This is a genomic window from Cryobacterium sp. LW097 (genome assembly GCF_002205495.2).
GTDB classification, from domain to species: Bacteria; Actinomycetota; Actinomycetes; order Actinomycetales; family Microbacteriaceae; genus Cryobacterium; species Cryobacterium zongtaii.
On sequence record NZ_CP021992.1, the window covers coordinates 1,258,447 to 1,276,195 of the forward strand.

Annotated in this window: 16 protein-coding genes; 14 read left to right on the forward strand and 2 right to left on the reverse strand. The window is 68.8% G+C overall.

Features of this window, described 5'->3' with window-relative positions; genetic code table 11:
- Positions 1-74: 74 nt before the first annotated feature.
- The 13 genes from B7495_RS05820 to B7495_RS05880 all read left to right on the forward strand — a co-directional run bounded on the left by B7495_RS05820 (position 75) and on the right by B7495_RS05880 (position 14,761).
- The gene (locus B7495_RS05820; protein WP_088455746.1) at positions 75-722 is read left to right on the forward strand and encodes an amino acid ABC transporter permease; all 648 of its coding nucleotides are present in this window, start codon (positions 75-77) and stop codon (positions 720-722) included.
- The gene (locus tag B7495_RS05825) at positions 719-1,642 is read left to right on the forward strand and encodes an amino acid ABC transporter permease (protein WP_088455747.1); all 924 of its coding nucleotides are present in this window, start codon (positions 719-721) and stop codon (positions 1,640-1,642) included. Before B7495_RS05820 ends, B7495_RS05825 begins: the two co-directional genes overlap by 4 nt.
- Positions 1,643-1,701: 59 nt before the next feature.
- Positions 1,702-2,742, forward strand: a complete 1,041-nt coding sequence (gene pheS / locus B7495_RS05830) for a phenylalanine--tRNA ligase subunit alpha (RefSeq protein WP_088455748.1) — start codon at positions 1,702-1,704, stop codon at positions 2,740-2,742.
- Positions 2,742-5,276: a phenylalanine--tRNA ligase subunit beta gene (gene pheT / locus B7495_RS05835; protein WP_088455749.1), complete on the forward strand. Its 2,535-nt coding sequence runs from the start codon at positions 2,742-2,744 to the stop codon at positions 5,274-5,276. Before pheS ends, pheT begins: the two co-directional genes overlap by 1 nt.
- A 268-nt stretch (positions 5,277-5,544) precedes the next feature.
- Positions 5,545-6,588, forward strand: a complete 1,044-nt coding sequence (gene argC, locus B7495_RS05840) for an N-acetyl-gamma-glutamyl-phosphate reductase (protein ID WP_088455750.1) — start codon at positions 5,545-5,547, stop codon at positions 6,586-6,588.
- On the forward strand, positions 6,585-7,766 hold the full coding sequence (gene argJ, locus B7495_RS05845; protein WP_088455751.1) for a bifunctional glutamate N-acetyltransferase/amino-acid acetyltransferase ArgJ: 1,182 nt from the start codon (positions 6,585-6,587) through the stop codon (positions 7,764-7,766). Before argC ends, argJ begins: the two co-directional genes overlap by 4 nt.
- A gap of 14 nt (positions 7,767-7,780) precedes the next feature.
- Positions 7,781-8,719 carry an acetylglutamate kinase gene (gene argB, locus B7495_RS05850; RefSeq protein WP_088457930.1) on the forward strand — a complete coding sequence of 313 codons (939 nt, stop codon included), beginning with the start codon at positions 7,781-7,783 and terminating at the stop codon, positions 8,717-8,719.
- Positions 8,716-9,921: an acetylornithine transaminase gene (locus B7495_RS05855; RefSeq protein ID WP_088455752.1), complete on the forward strand. Its 1,206-nt coding sequence runs from the start codon at positions 8,716-8,718 to the stop codon at positions 9,919-9,921. Before argB ends, B7495_RS05855 begins: the two co-directional genes overlap by 4 nt.
- Before the next feature lie 63 nt (positions 9,922-9,984).
- Positions 9,985-10,914 (forward strand): ornithine carbamoyltransferase, encoded by a 930-nt coding sequence (gene argF / locus B7495_RS05860; protein ID WP_088455753.1) that lies wholly within the window; start codon positions 9,985-9,987, stop codon positions 10,912-10,914.
- Between the two features lie 60 nt (positions 10,915-10,974).
- Positions 10,975-12,174 (forward strand): argininosuccinate synthase, encoded by a 1,200-nt coding sequence (locus B7495_RS05865; protein ID WP_088455754.1) that lies wholly within the window; start codon positions 10,975-10,977, stop codon positions 12,172-12,174.
- An 8-nt stretch (positions 12,175-12,182) separates the two neighbouring features.
- Positions 12,183-13,619 (forward strand): argininosuccinate lyase, encoded by a 1,437-nt coding sequence (gene argH, locus B7495_RS05870; protein ID WP_088455755.1) that lies wholly within the window; start codon positions 12,183-12,185, stop codon positions 13,617-13,619.
- A gap of 43 nt (positions 13,620-13,662) precedes the next feature.
- A complete protein-coding gene (locus tag B7495_RS05875) occupies positions 13,663-14,256 on the forward strand; it encodes a DNA-3-methyladenine glycosylase (RefSeq protein WP_088455756.1) in 594 nt (197 codons plus the stop codon).
- Positions 14,257-14,320: 64 nt separating this feature from the next.
- On the forward strand, positions 14,321-14,761 hold the full coding sequence (locus B7495_RS05880; protein WP_088455757.1) for an OsmC family peroxiredoxin: 441 nt from the start codon (positions 14,321-14,323) through the stop codon (positions 14,759-14,761).
- An 85-nt stretch (positions 14,762-14,846) separates the two neighbouring features.
- Here B7495_RS05880 and B7495_RS05885 read toward each other — a convergent pair whose 3' ends face one another.
- Both B7495_RS05885 and B7495_RS05890 read right to left on the reverse strand, forming a co-directional pair.
- Positions 14,847-15,470, reverse strand: a complete 624-nt coding sequence (locus tag B7495_RS05885; RefSeq protein ID WP_088455758.1) for a hypothetical protein — start codon at positions 15,468-15,470, stop codon at positions 14,847-14,849.
- Entirely contained in the window at positions 15,467-16,150 is a 684-nt protein-coding gene (locus tag B7495_RS05890; protein ID WP_205748715.1) for a DNA-binding protein, read from the reverse strand. Before B7495_RS05890 ends, B7495_RS05885 begins: the two co-directional genes overlap by 4 nt.
- Positions 16,151-16,291: 141 nt before the next feature.
- On the opposite strand from B7495_RS05890, the gene tyrS reads away from it, so the two are divergent.
- Positions 16,292-17,593: a tyrosine--tRNA ligase gene (gene tyrS / locus B7495_RS05895; RefSeq protein ID WP_088455759.1), complete on the forward strand. Its 1,302-nt coding sequence runs from the start codon at positions 16,292-16,294 to the stop codon at positions 17,591-17,593.
- The last annotated feature ends 156 nt before the right edge of the window (positions 17,594-17,749 follow it).

Here is a 17,749-nt window from a genome sequence, read left to right on the forward strand (position 1 = left end):
CCCCGATCGGCAGTTTTTCCGCTTTTGAAACACCCAGACCCAACTGAAGACCAACACAGAAGAGGAGGTGAGTCATGGACGCAGTCATCGAAAACCTGCCGCTCTTTCTGGAAGGCTTCCGGAACACGCTCGGGTTGCTGATTCTCTCCGGCATCGGCGCGCTCGTGCTCGGAACCATCGTCGCCGCCCTGCGAATCTCGCCCATCGCATCGTTCCGCGGATTTGCAACCGTTTACACCGAAATCGTGCGGAACACCCCGCTCACCCTCGTGCTGTTCTTCTGCGCCTTCATGCTGCCGTACCTGCAATTCTCGCCAGGCTACTTCCCCCTCGCCGTGATCGGTCTGACGGTCTATACCTCGCCGTTCATCGCCGAGGCGCTGCGCTCCGGCATCAACGGGGTCCCGGTCGGCCAGGCCGAGGCGGCACGCAGCGTCGGCCTCACCTTCGGACAGTCGTTGTCGTACGTGATCATGCCCCAGGCCATCCGCATGGTGATCCCGCCTCTGATCAACGTTCTCATCGCACTCACGAAGAACACCTCCGTCGCCGGCGCCTTCTTCGTCTTCGAGCTCTTCGGGGCAGCCCGCCGGGTCGTCAACGACCGCGGCGACGCCGTCATCGCGATCCTGCTCGCCGTGGCGTTCTTCTACCTGATCATCACGATCACGCTCGGGCAGATCGCCGCCCGGGTGGAAAAGAAAGTTGCGGTGCTGCGATGACCTCGGTACTGTACGACGCGCCGGGGCCCAGGGCCCGCGCCCGTTCCAGAGTCATTTCCGTTGTCGGTATCGTGATCATCCTCGCGGGCCTGGCCCTGCTGGTGCTCGCCCTCGGCGCCCCCAAGCCCAACGCCAACGGCGCCGTGCAGCCCGGTCTCTGGGACCCGACCCGATGGGACGTCTTCACCGACGTCCAGGTGTGGCGATCGATCGGCGAGGGAGTGCTCGCCACGTTACGGATGGCCGGCGTCGCCGCCGTGATCGCACTGGTGCTTGGCGTCGTGTTCTCCTTCGCCCGCGCGGCCGACCACAAGGCCATCGCGATCCCGGCTGCGATCATCCTCGAGTTCGTCCGCGGGATGCCCGTCCTGCTGATGATGCTCTTCATCCTGCTGGTCTTTTCCAGCGGTCAATACTGGGCCGGTGTCGCAGCCCTCGGCCTGTACAACGGCGCAATCATCGGTGAGGCGCTCCGAGCGGGCATCCAGTCGCTGCCACGCGGTCAACGCGAAGCCGGCCTCGCCATCGGCCTGACCCCGTTGTCGACCCGGTTCCGCATCGAGTTCCCGCAGGCGTTCCGTCAGATGCTGCCGATCATCATCGCGCAGCTCGTGGTGCTGCTCAAGGACACCTCGCTGGCCTTCGTCGTCGGCTACAGCGAACTGTTGCGCGTCGGCGCGCGCAACCTGCCGGACTACTTCGGTAACCGGTACTTCTTCTCCTTCTTCCTCGTAGTCCTCGTGATCTACCTGGCCATGAACCTGTCCCTGTCGTGGTTCGCGCGGTTCATCGCCCGGCGTTCAGGCCCCAAGTCAGGCAAACTGATCGGCCCCGTGGCGCCGGAGCCGATTCCCGATAGCTCACTGAGTGCGGGTGCCGGTGTAGGTGCCGGTGCCGACGGCGGAGACTCCGGCCGCTGACCCGACCACGTTGTGCCCGGCCGCAGCCCACCCGCGGCCGGGCACTAAACTTGGGTCTCGTGTCTGCCCCCACTGAAATATCCGAACCCGTTGTCACCGCGGCCGTCGACGCCGCCCTCGCGGCCATCGACGCCGCGACTGACTCCGTCGCCCTCAAGGCCGTGCGCTCGGCGCACGTCGGCGAGGCCTCGCCGCTGGCCGCGTTGAACGCCCTCATGCGCAGCGTGCCCGGCGACCAGAAGGCCGCCGCCGGGAAGCTCGTCGGCCAGGCCCGCGCCCGGGTGAACCAGGCGCTGGGCGCCCGCGAAGCCGCCATCGTCGAAGCCGAGGCCACCGCCCAGCTCGCCGCTGAAGCCGTGGACGTCACCGCCGCCGCCTCCACTTGGCGGGCCGGCGCGCGCCATCCGCTCACCCTGCTGCAGGAACGCGTCTCTGACGTGTTCGTGGGCATGGGCTGGGAGGTCGCCGAAGGACCAGAGCTCGAGAGCGAGTGGTTCAACTTCGACGCGCTCAACTTCGACGAGGACCACCCGGCCCGCGCCATGCAGGACACCTTCTTCATCGACCCGCCCGAGGCGCACCTGGTGCTGCGCACCCATACCTCGCCCGTGCAGCTGCGCGCGCTGCTCGGCACCGAGCCGCCCGTGTACCGCATCGCGCCCGGCCGGGTCTACCGCACCGACGAGCTCGACGCGACCCACACCCCGGTGTTCCACCAGATCGAGGGCATCGCCGTGGACAAGGGCCTCACCATGGCGCACCTGCGCGGCACCCTCGACCACTTCGTCAAGGCCCTGTTCGGCGACGAAGCCAAGGTGCGCCTGCGCCCCAACTACTTCCCGTTCACCGAGCCGAGCGCCGAGCTCGACCTCTGGCACCCCACCTTCAAGGACGGTGCCCGCTGGATCGAGTGGGGCGGCTGCGGCATGGTCAACGCCAATGTGCTGCGCTCCGCGGGCCTGGACCCCGAGGTCTACTCCGGATTCGCGTTCGGCGTCGGCGTCGAACGAGCACTGATGTTCCGCAACGATGTGAAGGATATGCACGACATGGTCGAAGGCGACGTTCGGTTCAGCCAGCAGTATGGGATGGCCGTCTGATGCGCGTTCCCCTGAGCTGGCTCGGCGAATTCGTCGACGTCGAACCCGGCACCACCCCCGAAGCCGTGCACGCCGCCCTGGTGAGCGTGGGCCTGGAAGAAGAAGAGATCCACCGCTTCGAGCTGACCGGACCCATCGTGGTCGGCCAGGTTCTCGAGTTCGTCGGTGAGGTGCAGACCAACGGCAAGACCATCAACTGGTGCCAGGTGCGCGTCGCCGCGGACGGCGAACTCGCCGCCGACGGCGGCCCCGCCATTCACGGCATCGTCTGTGGCGCGCACAACTTCGTCGTCGGCGACAAGGTCGTCGTGACCCTGCCCGGCGCCGTGCTGCCCGGCCCGTTCCCGATCGCGCCGCGCAAGACCTACGGCCACGTCTCCGACGGCATGATCGCGTCGGCCCGTGAGCTCGGCCTCGGCGACGAGCACGCCGGCATCCTGGTGCTCGGCGACCTCGGGCTCGACCCCGAGGTGGGCACGGATGCGATCAGCCTGCTGGGCCTGGACGACTCCGCCGTGGAGATCAACGTCACCCCCGACCGCGGCTACGCCTTCTCGATCCGCGGAGTGGCCCGCGAGTACTCGCACGCCACCGGAGCGACCTTCCGCGACCCGGCCCTGGCCGTCACCGCGACAGCGTCCACCGAGGTATTCCCGGTCTCGATTGAGGACACCGCCCCGATCCGCGACCGCATCGGCGCGAGCGTCTTCGTCACCCGCGTCGTGCGCGGCGTCGACCCCACCCGGCCGTCGCCGGCCTGGCTGATCGCCCGGCTCAAGCTGGCCGGGATCCGCTCGATCTCGCTGATCGTGGACATCACCAACTACGTGATGATCGAACTCGGCCAGCCGATCCACGGCTACGACCTCGACAAGCTCACCGGCGGCCTCGTCGTGCGTCGCGCGCAGCCCGGCGAGAAGCTCGTCACCCTCGACGACGTCACCCGCACCCTCAACCCCGAAGACCTGCTGATCACCGACGGGTCCGGCCCGATCGGCCTCGCCGGTGTGATGGGCGGCGCGACCACCGAGATCGGCGCAGGAACCACCAACGTGCTGATCGAAGCCGCGAACTTCGACCCGGTGTCGATCGCACGCACCGCCCGCCGGCACAAGCTGCCCAGCGAAGCGTCCCGCCGGTTCGAGCGCGGCGTCGACCCCGAGGTTGCCGCCGTGGCTGCCGCCCGGGTGGTGCAGCTTCTCGTGGAACTCGCCGGGGGAGTGGCCGACGGACTCGGCTCGCTGCACGACGCCACCCCGGAGCGTGCCCCGATCGACCTGCCCACCGGCTTCGTCTCCGGCCTGATCGGCTTGGAGTACACCCGCGAGGAGGTGCGCACCTCGCTGGCCGAGATCGGCGCCTCGATGACCGAGACCGCGACCGGCCTGGCCGTGACCGCGCCGAGTTGGCGTCCGGACCTCACCGACAAGTGGACCCTCGCCGAGGAGGTCGCCCGCATCGTCGGATACGACCGCATCCCGTCTGTGCTGCCCATCGCCCCGCCCGGCCGCGGCCTCACCCGCACCCAGCAGCTCAAGCGCTCGGTCGCCACGGTGCTCGCCGCCACCGGACACACCGAGGTGCTGGCCTACCCGTTCGTCGCCGAGAAGGCGAACAACCTGTTCGGCGACCCCGCCAGCAGCACGGTTCCGCAGATCAAGGTCGCCAACCCGCTCGACGGCGAGGCCCCGTTCATGCGCACCTCGATGCTGCCCGGCCTGCTGCAGATCGCACACCGCAACCTGTCCCGCGGCTCGACCGACCTGGCGATCTTCGAGCTCGGCTCGGTCTTCCGCCCGGTCGAGGGCGTCAGCTACGGCAGCACCATCGTGCCGCCGGCCGCGGTGCGGCCCAGCGCCGAACTCGAGGCGAAACTGAACGCCGGCATCCCGCCGCAGCCGTTCACCGCCGGTATCGTGCTGCTCGGCAACACCGTGCGGCACCAGCCCGGCCAGGCACCCATCGCCGCATCCTGGCAGGACGCCCTCACCGCCGTCGCGCAGATCGGCCTCGCGCTCGGCCTGCCGATCCTGGTGCGCCAGGGCACCCACCAGGCCATGCACCCCGGCCGCACCGCCGAGCTGTTCGTGGCCACGGATGCCGGCGAGCTGTCGGTGGGCTTCGCGGGCGAACTGCTGCCCGCCGTGGCCCGCGGCGCCGACCTGCCCGCCGTGGTCGCGGTCGTCGAGCTCAACCTGTCCGCGGTCTTTGCCCAGGTCACCGGGGAGCTGCAGGCCACCGTGATCGGCACCAAGCCCGCCGCCACCCAGGACCTCTCGCTCGTGGTGGGTGTGCAGGTTCCGGCCAGGGACGTGCTCACGGCCGTGCGGGAGGGCAGCGGCACGTTGCTGGAAAGCATCGAGCTGGTCGACGACTACCGCGGAACGGGCATCGAGGCCGGGCAGAAGTCGCTCACCTTCGCGCTGCGGTTCCGGGCGCCGGACCGCACCCTCACCGCCGCAGAGGCCAGCGACGCGAAGCTGGCCGGCGTGCAACTCGCCGCCGCCCGCTACGGAGCGCACCTACGCGAATAATTTCGACGCTGCCGAGCCCTGCCGTCACTCCTTTCGCCGAACCGGGTTGATCCGGTCGGGCTGCGTGGCGGCAGGTCTCGAGCGTGGCGGCACGTCCCGAGCACGCCGGCACGTTTTGGTGCGCGTGCCGCGGGGACTTGCGCGTGCCGCGGGGGTTTGCACGTGCCGCGGGGGCTACCGCGTGCCGCGGGGACTTGCGCGTGCCGCGGGGCTTCATTGGGCAATGCGCGATTGTCGGGCTGTGCTGGCGTCCGGGTAGGTTTGGTCCATGGTCTTTTCGGTAGCGGTTGCGGGCGCCAGCGGGTATGCGGGCGGTGAGCTGCTGCGTTTGCTGGCCGCTCACCCCGATTTCGAGGTGCGCACGGTCACTGCGCACAGCAACTCCGGCCAGCGCCTGGTCGACGTGCAACCACACCTGCGCTCACTGTCCCACCTCGTGCTGGCCGACACGGATGCGACCACCCTGGCCGGCCACGACGTCGTCTTCCTCGCCCTCCCGCACGGCGCATCCGGGGCACTGACCGCCCAACTGAGTGCCGACACCCTCGTGGTGGACTGCGGCGCGGACCACCGCCTCGAGAGCGAGGCCGACTGGGCCGCGTTCTACGGCGGCGACTACTTCGGCGCCTGGGCCTACGGTGTGCCCGAACTGCCCGTCGGCGGCGGCCGGCAACGTGACCGGCTGATCGGCGCCCGCCGCATCGCCGCGCCGGGCTGCAACGCCAGCACGGTCGCCCTCGCCCTGGCCCCCGGCATCCTCGCGGGCGTGATCGAACCGGCCGACATCGTCGCCGTGCTCGCCGTCGGCCCCTCCGGCGCCGGTAAGAGCCTCAAGGTGCCCAATCTCGCCGCCGAGATCCTCGGCTCCGCCAACCCCTACGCCGTCGGCGGCAGCCACCGGCACATCCCCGAGATCCAGCAGAGCCTGCGCTGGGCCGGCGCGACCGGGCCCACCGTGTCGTTCACCCCGGTGATCGTGCCGATGTCGCGCGGCATCCTCGCCACCTCGACGGCCCGACTGGTACCTGGCACCAGCGCCGCCGCCGTGCGCCACGCCTGGGAATCCCTCTACGCCGACGAACCGTTCGTGCACGTCCTGCCGACCGGCCAGTTCCCGCGTACCGCCGACGTTCTCGGCGCCAACACCGCCCTCATCGGCCTCGCGATCGACGAAGCCGCCGGTCGGGTGGTCACGGTCACCGCCGTCGACAACCTCGTCAAGGGCACCGCCGGCGCCGCCATCCAATCCGCCAACATTGCCCTGGGGCTGCCCGAAACCCGGGGTCTCAGCACGAATGGAGTTGCCCCGTGAGCGTCACCGCCCCCGCCGGATTCGCCGCCGCCGGCGTCACCGCCGGCCTCAAGAAGTCCGGTGGCCTCGACCTGGCCATCGTCGCCAACCTCGGCCCGCTCGCCAACGCCGCGACGGTGTTCACCAGCAACCGGTGCAAGGCCAACCCGATCATCTGGAGCCAGCAGGTGATGAGCGACGGCCGCGTCAGCGCCATCGTCCTCAACTCCGGCGGCGCCAACTGCTACACCGGCAGCATCGGCTTCCAGACCACCCACGCCACCGCCGAGGCCGTCGCCGAACAGCTCCAGGTCTCCTCCGGCGACGTACTGGTCTGTTCCACCGGCCTGATCGGCGAGCAGCTCGACCTCGACAAGATCACCGCGGGCGTCTTCGACGCCGGCGTGGCCCTCAAGGACGCCGTCGCATCATCCGCCGCCGCCGGCCTCGCCGCCGCGCAGGCGATCATGACCACCGACACCCGGCCCAAGCAGGCCACCCAGGTGTCCCCGGCCGGCTGGACCATCGGCGGGATGGCCAAGGGTGCCGGGATGCTCGCCCCCGGCCTGGCCACCATGCTCGTCGTGATCACCACCGACGCCGTCCTGTCCTCCGCACAGCTGGATGCCGCGTTGCGGGAAACCACCAGGGTCACCTTCGACAGGCTCGACTCCGACGGCTGCATGTCCACCAACGACACCGTCAGCCTGCTGGCCTCCGGCGCCAGCGGCGTCGACGCGGACCCCGAAGAATTCACCACCGCGCTCACCAACCTGTGCCGCGACCTGACCCTGCAGCTGCAGGGCGACGCCGAGGGCGCCTCGCACGATGTGGCCATCGAGGTTTGTAACGCCGCGTCCGAAACCGAGGCCGTCACGGTGGCCCGCGCCGTGTCGCGCAGCAATCTGTTCAAGGCCGCGATCTACGGCAACGACCCCAACTGGGGCCGGGTGCTCGCCGCGGTGGGCACCATCCCCGAGGCCGACGCGGCATTCGACCCGTATGGCATCGATGTGGCCATCAACGGCATCCAGGTCTGTACGGCGGGCGAGCCGGACCAGCCGCGCGAGCTGGTCGACCTCACCCCGCGCGCCGTTTCGGTGGTCATCGACCTGCACGCCGGCACCGCGGGCGCCACGATCTGGACCAACGACCTCACCCACGACTACGTCGAAGAGAACAGCGCGTACTCCAGCTGATGAGCACCGAGCCGATGAGCACCGCCACTCCCGCCACACCGCCACAGGTTCCCACCCTCGACGACGTCGACAACACCCCCGCGGAGGCGAAGGTCAAGGCCGCCACGCTGATCGAGGCCCTGCCCTGGCTGAAGAAGTTCCACGACCAGATCATCGTCGTCAAGTTCGGCGGCAACGCCATGGTCAGCGAGGAACTGCAGCGCGCGTTCGCCGAGGACATGGTGTACCTCCGCTACGCGGGCATCCGCCCCGTCGTGGTGCACGGCGGCGGCCCGCAGATCTCCGCGATGCTCGCCCGCCTCGGTATCGAGAGTGAATTCCGCGGTGGCTACAGGGTCACCACCCCCGAGGCCATGGACGTGGTGCGGATGGTGCTCACCGGACAGATCAACCGCGACCTGGTCAGCCACATCAACGCGCACGGCCCCCTCGCCGCCGGCCTCAGCGGCGAAGACGCCGGCCTGTTCCGCGGACGCCGCCGCGGTGTCGTCATCGACGGCGAAGAGGTGGACCTCGGCCTGGTGGGTGACGTGATCGGCGTGGATCCCGAGGCCGTGCACGCGCAGCTGAGCGCCGGCCGGATTCCGGTGGTCTCGTCGATCGCGCCGGACGTTGAGGTGCCGGGCCAGTCGCTCAACGTCAACGCGGATGCCGCCGCCGCGGCCCTCGCCGTGTCTTTGAACGCCGCCAAGCTCGTGATCCTCACCGACGTGGCCGGCCTGTACAGCGACTGGCCCAACCGCGACTCTCTCGTGTCGGTCATCGACGTCGATGCGCTCCGCACCCTGCTTCCCGATCTCGAATCGGGAATGATCCCCAAGATGACAGCCTGCCTGGACGCCGTCGAGGGCGGCGTCGCCAAAGCGGCGATCATCGATGGTCGAGTGCCGCACTCGATCCTGGTCGAAATCTTCACCGGAAGCGGTATCGGTACTGAGGTGGTTCCCGCATGACCCTGCACGAACGCTACGCAGACGCAATGATGAAAACCCTGTCGCCCCCGCTGGCCGTGCTGGTGCGCGGTGAGGGCTGCTACGTCTGGGACGAGAACGGCACCAAATACCTCGACTTCCTGGCCGGCATCGCCGTCAACTCCCTCGGCCACGCCCACCCCGACATGGTCGCCGCCGCCCAGCAGCAGATCGGCACCCTCGCGCACATCTCCAACTACTTCGCCTCGCCCTCGCAGATCGAGCTGGCCGAGCGGCTCAAACGCCTCACCGGTGCGGGCGACGCCGGCCGGGTCTATTTCTGCAATTCCGGAGCCGAGGCCAACGAGGCCGCGTTCAAGCTCGCCCGGCTGAACACCGCCGGCGGTCGCCGCAGCCGGATCCTCGCGCTGAACGACTCGTTCCATGGCCGCACCATGGGCGCGCTCGCCCTCACCGGCAAGCCGCTGATGCGCGCCCCGTTCGAACCCGTTCCCGGTGGCGTGCAGCACATCGAGACCAGCATCGCCGCCCTCGAGCGTGAACTGGACGACACCGTCGCCGCACTGTTCCTCGAACCCGTCAAGGGTGAGGCCGGCGTCATCGACCTGCCCGAGGGCTACCTGCACCGCGCCCGCGAGCTCTGCACCCAGCACGGCGTGCTGCTCATCATCGACGAGGTGCAGACCGGCGCCGGCCGCACGGGCAAGTGGTTCGCCTACGAACACTCCAACGTGCTGCCGGATGCCGTCACGGTCGCCAAGGGCATCGGTGGGGGAGTGCCGATCGGAGCGCTCGTCACCTTCGGCGACACCAGCGACCTGTTCCTCCGCGGCCAGCACGGCTCCACCTTCGGCGGCAACCCGTTCGTCACGGCCACCTCCAATGCGGTGCTGGGTGTCATCGAACGCGACGACCTCGTCGGCAACGCCGCCCGTCGCGGCGAGGAGATCCGTGAGCTCCTCGTCGGCATGGATTCGCCCCTGATCAGTGAAGTGCGTGGCCGCGGGCTGCTGCTGGGCATTGGCCTGAGCGAACCGGTGGCCCTCAAGCTGGCCGCCGCCGCGCTGGTTGAAGGCCTGATCGTGAACGCCGCGAACGAATTCAGCATCCGGATCGCACCGCCACTGATCGTCGGTGATGCCGAGCTGGCCGACTTCGACGAGCGTTTTCGGGCGGCCCTGGCCCGTGTGACCAGTTCGGGTCTCGTGCCCGCCACTAGGTAACCCGCCACGAGATAAGGTGGAGGAATCCCGCATTACACCTCAGAATTCAGCGAAAGTGACCCCGTGACCCGCCATTTCTTGCGCGACGACGACATTTCTCCGGCCGAACAGGCCGAGATCCTCGATCTGGCCCTGGAACTGAAGCGAGACCGATTCTCGGTCCAGCCGCTGGCCGGACCGAAAACTGTCGCCGTGATCTTCGACAAGTCCTCCACCCGCACCCGGGTTTCGTTCGCCGTCGGCATCGCCGACCTCGGCGGCAGCCCGTTGATCATCAGCACCGCGAGCAGCCAGCTCGGCGGCAAGGAAACCGCCGCTGACACTGCCCGGGTGCTCGAGCGTCAGGTCGCCGCGATCGTGTGGCGCACCTACGGCCAGGCCGGACTTGAAGAGATGGCCCTGAACACCACGGTGCCCGTGGTCAATGCGCTCTCCGACGACTTCCACCCCTGCCAGTTGCTCGCGGACCTGCTCACCATCCGGGAGCACCGCGGCGACCTCGCCGGTCAGACCCTGACCTTCCTCGGCGACGGCGCCTGCAACATGGCGCAGTCCTACCTGCTCGCCGGGGCGACCGCCGGCATGCACGTGCGCATCGCCTCGCCGGCCGGGTACACCCCCCACCCGCAGGTCGTCGCCGACGCGGAGGCCATCTCCGCCCAGACCGGCGGTTCCGTGGCCCTGTTCACCGACCCGGCCGCGGCCGTTGCCGGCGTTGATGTCGTCATCACCGACACCTGGGTGTCGATGGGCAAGGAAGAGGAAAAGGCCATCCGGCTCGGCTCCCTCGGCAGCTACCGCGTCGACGCCGACCTGATGGCCCTGGCCAAACCCGACGCGCACTTCATGCACTGCCTGCCGGCCGACCGTGGTTACGAAGTCACGGCCGAGGTTATCGACGGTCCTCAGAGCATCATCTGGGACGAGGCGGAAAACCGCCTGCACGCCCAGAAGGCGCTGCTCGTCTGGCTGCTCGCGCACAACGCGCGCTAACCGCCGGCTCGCACGCACCACCAATAAACTTGAATCACGCAAAACTTATGAAGGAGAACCATGGCTGAGCGGGTTGTACTGGCATATTCCGGGGGCCTTGACACCTCGGTGGGCATCGGCTGGCTGAAGGACGCCACCGGCAAAGAGGTCGTCGCACTGGCTGTCGACGTCGGACAAGAGGGCGAGGACATGGATGTCATCCGACAGCGCGCCCTCGACTGCGGCGCCGTGGAGTCGATCGTCGTCGACGCCAAGGACGAATTCGCCAACGACTACATCGTCCCGGCGCTCAAGGCCAATGCGCTGTACCAGAAGCGGTACCCGCTGGTCTCCGCGATCAGCCGCCCGCTGATCGCCAAGCACCTCGCCGCCACCGCCCGCGCCCTCGGCGCCGACAGTGTCGCGCACGGCTGCACCGGCAAGGGCAACGACCAGGTGCGCTTCGAAGCCGCCGTCACGGCCCTGGCCCCCGAGCTCACCTCGCTCGCTCCGGTGCGCGACTTCGCGCTGACCCGCGACAAAGCCATCGAGTACGCCGCGCTGCACAACCTGCCGATCGCGCAGTCGAAGAAGAGCCCGTACTCCATCGACCAGAACGTCTGGGGTCGCGCCGTCGAGACCGGCTTCCTGGAAGACCCGTGGAACGCGCCGATCGAGGACCTATACACCTACACGCAGGACCCGTCCATCCCGCGCGAGGCCACCGAGGTCATCATCACCTTCGACCAGGGCGTTCCCGTTGCCGTTGACGGCAAGCCGGTCACCCCGCTCGAGGCCGTGGTGCTGCTGAACAAGCTCGCCGGCGACCAGGGTGTCGGCCGCATCGACATCGTCGAAGACCGTCTCGTGGGCATCAAGAGCCGCGAGGTCTACGAGTCCCCGGCCGGAATCGCCCTGATCACGGCGCACGAAGAGCTCGAGAACGTCACCGTCGAGCGCGACGTCGCCCGCTACAAGCGCGGCGTCGAAGCCAAGTGGAGCGAGCTCGTCTACGACGGCCTCTGGTTCTCCGGCCTGAAGAAGTCGCTGGACGCCTTCATCGACGACACCCAGAAGTACGTCTCCGGCGACATCCGGATGACGCTGCACGCCGGCACCGCCGTCGTCACCGGGCGTCAGAGCAAGCAGAGCCTGTACGACTTCGACCTGGCCACCTACGACACCGGCGACTCGTTCGACCAGTCGATGGCCAAGGGCTTCATCGAGCTGTGGAGCCTGCCGAGCAAGATCGCGGCCCGCCGCGACCAGGCCGCGAAGTAGGTCCCGGCATGACCGGCGACACGAGCATCAACCGTGCGGGTGAGGCGGGCGCCCTCTGGGGCGGCCGCTTCGCCGGCGGACCGTCGCCGGAGTTGGCGCGCTTGAGCAAATCCACCCATTTCGACTGGCAGCTGGCCGGGTACGACATCCGCGGGTCGCGCGCCCACGCGCGTGCCCTGGCCGCTGCCGGCTACCTCACCGAGGACGAACTGGCCGGCATGCTCGCCGGCCTGGACACCCTCGATGAGGCCGTCAACGATGGCCGGTTCCAGCCGGCCGCGACCGACGAAGACGTGCACTCGGCGCTGGAGCGCGGGCTGATCGACATCGTCGGCACCGAACTCGGCGGCAAGCTGCGGGCCGGCCGCAGCCGCAACGACCAGGTCGCCACCCTGGTGCGGATGCTGCTGCGCGACCACGCCGCCGTCATCGCCCGGCTCGTCGTTGACCTCATCGACGCCCTCGCCGCGCAGGCCGAGGCGAACGAGACCGCCATCATGCCCGGCCGCACCCACCTGCAGCACGCGCAGCCGGTGCTGCTGGCCCACCACCTCTTCGCGCACTGCTGGCCGCTGGTGCGCGACCTCGAACGGTTCACGGACTGGAACAAGCGGGCGAATTCCTCCCCGTACGGCTCCGGCGCACTGGCCGGCAACACCCTCGGCCTCGACGCGACCCTCATCGCCACCGAACTCGGGTTCGGCGCCGTCGTGGAGAACTCCATCGACGGCACCGCCAGCCGCGACCTGGTGGCCGAATTCGCCTACATCACGGCGCAGATCGGCATCGACCTGTCCCGCCTGGCCGAGGAGATCATCCTCTGGAACACCCGCGAGTTCGGTTTCGTCACCCTGCACGACTCTTATTCCACGGGGTCGTCGATCATGCCGCAGAAGAAGAACCCCGACATCGCCGAGCTCGCGCGCGGCAAGTCCGGTCGGCTGATCGGCAACCTCACCGGGCTGCTCACCACCCTCAAGGGCCTGCCGCTGGCGTACAACCGCGACCTGCAGGAGGACAAGGAGCCGGTTTTCGATTCCATCGAAACCCTCGAGGTGCTCCTGCCCGCGTTCACGGGCATGATCGCCACGATTACCTTCCACACCGAGCGCATGGCCGAGTTGGCGCCGCAGGGCTTCTCGCTGGCCACGGATGTTGCGGAGTGGCTGGTGAAACGGCACGTCAGCTTCCGGGACGCGCACGAGATCACCGGCACCCTGGTGAAGGTCGCCGAGGCCCAGGGCCTCGACCTGCACGAGATCGACGACGCCGGACTCGCGGAGATCTCGCCGCACCTCGTTCCCGAGGTGCGCGAGGTGCTCACCATCCAGGGCTCGGTCAACCGCCGTGACGGCCAGGCCGGCACCGCGCCCGTGCGCGTCGCCGAGCAGCGCGCCGCCCTGGTGGCCCGGGTGCATTCCCTGGCCACGGCGTTGGCTCGCTGAGCGTACCGCTGAGCACCGGCACGCCCCGACGAAAACGCTGCGGATGACCGTCGACCCTGACCTGTTCGCCCGGGGCGCGGTCGACGTGGCTCCGCTGCTGCTGGGCGGCCTGCTCCGGCACGGCGACACCGTGCTGCGCATCACCGAGGTGGAGGCGTACCTGGCCGGAACGGACCCCGGCTCGCACGCCTTCCGTCGGCGCACCGATCGAAACACCACCATGTTCGGGCCGCCGGGTCACCTGTACGCGTACTTCAGCTACGGCATGCACGTGTGCGCCAACATCGTCTGCTCTCCCGAGGGCGAGGCGTCGGCGGTGCTGCTGCGGGCCGGCGAGATCGTGGCGGGCCACGAGTCGGCTCGCGCCCGTCGCGGTCCGACGGTGGCTGTGCGGGACCTGGCGCGCGGCCCGGCCCGCCTCACCCAGGCGCTGGGTATCGGGCTGCACCAGGACGGTGCCGACCTCGGCGCCGAACCGTTCGAGCTGACCCTGGCCGAGGCGGCTCCGGCGATGCAGACCGGCCCGCGGACCGGAGTGAGCGGCCCCGGCGGCGGCACCGAGTACGCCTGGCGGTTCTGGATTCCGGGGGACCGGACGGTGTCCGCGTACCGACGGCATCCGCACGCACTCCAATGATTCTCATACCTACCGGCCAGTTACTCTGGCTATCCCCAGAAAAGCGACACAGAAGGAAGCATCAATGCCCACACGTACCGCCCGCACAGCCTGGACCGGAACTCTCGACGACGGCGCAGGCCAGGTCGAACTGACGAGCTCGCAGCTCGGCACCCACGACGTGTCGTTCCCCCGGCGCGCCGCTGACGACGCCAATGGGATCACCAGCCCTGAGGAACTGCTCGGCGCCGCCCACTCCGCCTGCTACTCCATGCAGCTCTCCGCCGAACTGGCCGCCAGTGGCGGAACCATCGAGGCCCTGGACGTCTCCGCGGATGTCACCCTCGGTGCCGACCCCGCCGGTGGCTTTCGCCTCACCGGCATCCACCTCACCGTCTCCGGTGAGGTTTCCGGCATCGACAGTGAGACCTTCCTCGCCGCGGCGCAGGCCGCGAAGGAGAACTGCCCGGTCAGCAAGGCGCTCACCGGCGTGGAGATCACCCTCGACGCGGTGCTCGAAGACTAAGCACCCCGCAACCAACAAGCCCGGCCCGCAGGATGATCCTGCGGGCCGGGCTTGTTTTCATGTGTGCGGGCGGCCGCAGCCGGCGTCAGGACTGCGCGAGGCTCACAAGGATGGCGCAGGCGCACGCCCAGATGAGGCTGGCGAATGTACCGATGATGAACCGTTCGCGCGCCTCAGAGGATGCCAGCTCGGTGAAACGGCCGACGCCCTTGATCGCGACGACAACGGCGAGGGCCTCGGGAAAGCCCGCCAGGATCGCGCCGGCGACGGCCAAACGCTCCAGGATGCCGATGGTGAGACCGCCGCGCAGCACCTCGTGCACCGCAGTCGACGGGACCGCATCGCCGACGGATGCCGTGTCGGCGGCGGGGGAGGACTCGGTGCCGACGAGGATGCCGCCGTGGCTGCCGGGCGCCACCGAGTTCTTCGTGGCCAGCTGCAGGGCCAGTACGGCGGCCGGACCGCCGCCGATCACGGCCAACGCCAGCGCGGCCAGGCCGATGACCACCCCGAAGACCACCGGCGCCTCCCCGAGGGGGAGGGCGGCGAGCAGCAGGGCCCCGCCTAACGCCCCGGCCGACGCGATCGCGAACGGCTGCTTTCCCAGCCGGAAGGCGAGGACGGCCAGGATCAACGAGGCCATTGTGACCAGGAGCAGGAGCACCCAGTACAGGTACTGCACGACGTCGAGGGAAGTCAGGGCATTCATCGGCGGAGGCCATCCATTTCGCTGGTGTCGCTGTCGTGGGTGTCGCTGTCGTGGGTGTCGTTGTCGACGGTGTCACTGTCAAGATTGTCTAGCAGCCTAACCAGTGCCGGGTGCGCGGCGCGCTCCACCTTCCACTGCGCGCTTTTCACTCGCTGGCTCACCGCGGCCGTGGAGATGCCGAGCCTGCGGGCGATGTCGGTCTGCGCGAGCCCGTTCTCGAGCAGGTCCACCGCCTCCCACCCCTCACCGCTGCGGCGCTGGCGCAGCAGGAGCAGCATCGTCACGAGTGCCTCCACTTCCGTGGCTGTCGAAGTTCCGGGCCGGTCCGCGGCGGGCGGGGTGTCCAGCGCGAAGCGGGCCTCGGCCCGTTTGGCCCGGGTCACCGCGGCCCTGGCGGCGATGAACGCGTCACCCGTGGCCTGCCGGGTGGTGGCCGGTAGCGGGGTGCGCACCGGGCCGACGCCCACCCCGACGCTCCAGAATCCGGTGCGGTGCAGATCAAGCACAATAGCGAACGCGTCGGCGGCCGTGCCGACGAGGAGCTGGATCTCGTCGCCGGAGGTCTGGTCGGGGGGCAGCGTGAAAGCCTCGGCGTGGCGCTGCACCAACTCGGCGATCATGTCGCTGGCGCGATCACGATCATGGCGGCTGTCGATTTGATCGGCGGTAATCACAAACATGGGTTAAGCCTCCGTCCTAATCACAGCCTAATCAAGCTTCAAGCATTAATCCAGCTGTATTTAGCTTCAGGGCTTGATATCCGGCCCGTGTCGGAGGCTGAATCCCGAGAACCCGGCCGCCTGCGCTGGTAATCTGGCTTCGTGTCAGACCCCAGCATCCTTGCTCAGCAAGCCAACGATCCCACCTTCGCCGACGTCTGGGAGGAAATCTCCTGGCGTGGCCTGGTCCACGTTTCCACCGATGAGTCGGCGCTGCGCGCCCTGCTCGCCGGAGACCCGATCACGTACTACTGCGGCTTCGACCCCACCGCGGCCAGCCTGCACCTCGGCAACCTGGTTCAACTCCTGCTGATGCGTCGGCTGCAGCTAGCCGGCCACCGGCCGCTCGGCCTCGTCGGCGGGTCCACCGGGCTCATCGGCGACCCGCGCCCCACGGCGGAGCGCACGCTGAACACTCCGGAGGTCGTCAACGAGTGGGTCGGCTACCTGCAGGCTCAGGTCACCCGCTTCCTCAGCGCCGAGGGCGACAACGCCGTCACCCTGGTGAACAACCTCGACTGGACGGCGCCGCTGTCGGCGATCGACTTCCTGCGCGACATCGGCAAGTACTACCGGGTGGGCACCATGCTCAAGAAGGATGCGGTGAGCGCACGGCTCAATTCCGACGCGGGCATCAGCTACACCGAGTTCAGCTACCAGGTGCTGCAGGGCATGGACTTCCTCGAGCTCTACCGCAGCCACGGCTGTGTGCTGCAGACCGGGGGCAGCGACCAGTGGGGCAACCTCACCAGCGGCACCGACCTCATCCACCGCGCGGAGGGCACGAGCGTGCACGCGATCGGCACCCCGCTGATCACGAACACCGACGGAACCAAGTTCGGCAAGAGCGAGGGGAACGCGGTATGGCTGGATCCCACTCTCACGAGCCCGTACGCGATGTACCAGTTCTGGCTGAACACCGACGACGCCGACGTCATCGCCCGGCTCAAGATCTTCACGTTCCTCACTCGCGTGCAGATCGATGCGCTCGAGGAGCTGGTGGCCACCGAGCCGTTCAAGCGCGAAGCCCAGCGCACCCTCGCCTACGAGGTGACCAGCCTGGTGCACGGTGTCTCGGCGACGGATGCGGCCATTCGGGCCACGCAGGCCCTCTTCGGTCAGGGCGAGCTCGCCGATCTTGATGCCGAAACCCTCGAGTCGGCGCTTCGGGCACTGCCGAACACCACGACGTTCCCGCAGGCGCAGGTAATGCAGCTACTCGTGGACACCGGACTGACCAAGAGCCTGGGTGAAGCCCGCCGCGCGATCGGCCAGGGCGGCGTGTACCTGAACAACGTGAAGGTCACCGATGAGACGGCCACCGTTGAGGGATCGGTCCTGCCCGGGGGAGTGGCCGTGCTCCGTCGTGGCAAGAAGACCCTCGCCGGCGTTTTCGTCGAATAGACCCCGCCCGCCCGCTGTGTGACCGGCAGGTTACGGCCGCATTGCGGGCGGGTGTCTATCTGCGACACGCCCGGGATGCTCCCGGGATTGCGGGGCATTCGGAACCCGCGTAATGTCATCTCTTGTCACCCCACAGGTGCGGAAAGCCGAAGAGCT

Bases quoted from the DNA above. Each gene is read 5' to 3' on its own strand.
- B7495_RS05820 (WP_088455746.1), top strand. From the start codon at position 75: ATGGACGCAGTCATCGAAAACCTGCCGCTCTTTCTGGAAGGCTTCCGG.
- B7495_RS05825 (WP_088455747.1), top strand. From the start codon at position 719: ATGACCTCGGTACTGTACGACGCGCCGGGGCCCAGGGCCCGCGCCCGT.
- pheT (WP_088455749.1), top strand. From the start codon at position 2,742: ATGCGCGTTCCCCTGAGCTGGCTCGGCGAATTCGTCGACGTCGAACCC.
- argC (WP_088455750.1), top strand. From the start codon at position 5,545: ATGGTCTTTTCGGTAGCGGTTGCGGGCGCCAGCGGGTATGCGGGCGGT.
- argB (WP_088457930.1), top strand. From the start codon at position 7,781: ATGAGCACCGCCACTCCCGCCACACCGCCACAGGTTCCCACCCTCGAC.
- B7495_RS05855 (WP_088455752.1), top strand. From the start codon at position 8,716: ATGACCCTGCACGAACGCTACGCAGACGCAATGATGAAAACCCTGTCG.
- B7495_RS05865 (WP_088455754.1), top strand. From the start codon at position 10,975: ATGGCTGAGCGGGTTGTACTGGCATATTCCGGGGGCCTTGACACCTCG.
- argH (WP_088455755.1), top strand. From the start codon at position 12,183: ATGACCGGCGACACGAGCATCAACCGTGCGGGTGAGGCGGGCGCCCTC.
- B7495_RS05875 (WP_088455756.1), top strand. From the start codon at position 13,663: ATGACCGTCGACCCTGACCTGTTCGCCCGGGGCGCGGTCGACGTGGCT.
- B7495_RS05880 (WP_088455757.1), top strand. From the start codon at position 14,321: ATGCCCACACGTACCGCCCGCACAGCCTGGACCGGAACTCTCGACGAC.
- B7495_RS05885 (WP_088455758.1), bottom strand. From the start codon at position 15,470: ATGAATGCCCTGACTTCCCTCGACGTCGTGCAGTACCTGTACTGGGTG.
- B7495_RS05890 (WP_205748715.1), bottom strand. From the start codon at position 16,150: ATGTTTGTGATTACCGCCGATCAAATCGACAGCCGCCATGATCGTGAT.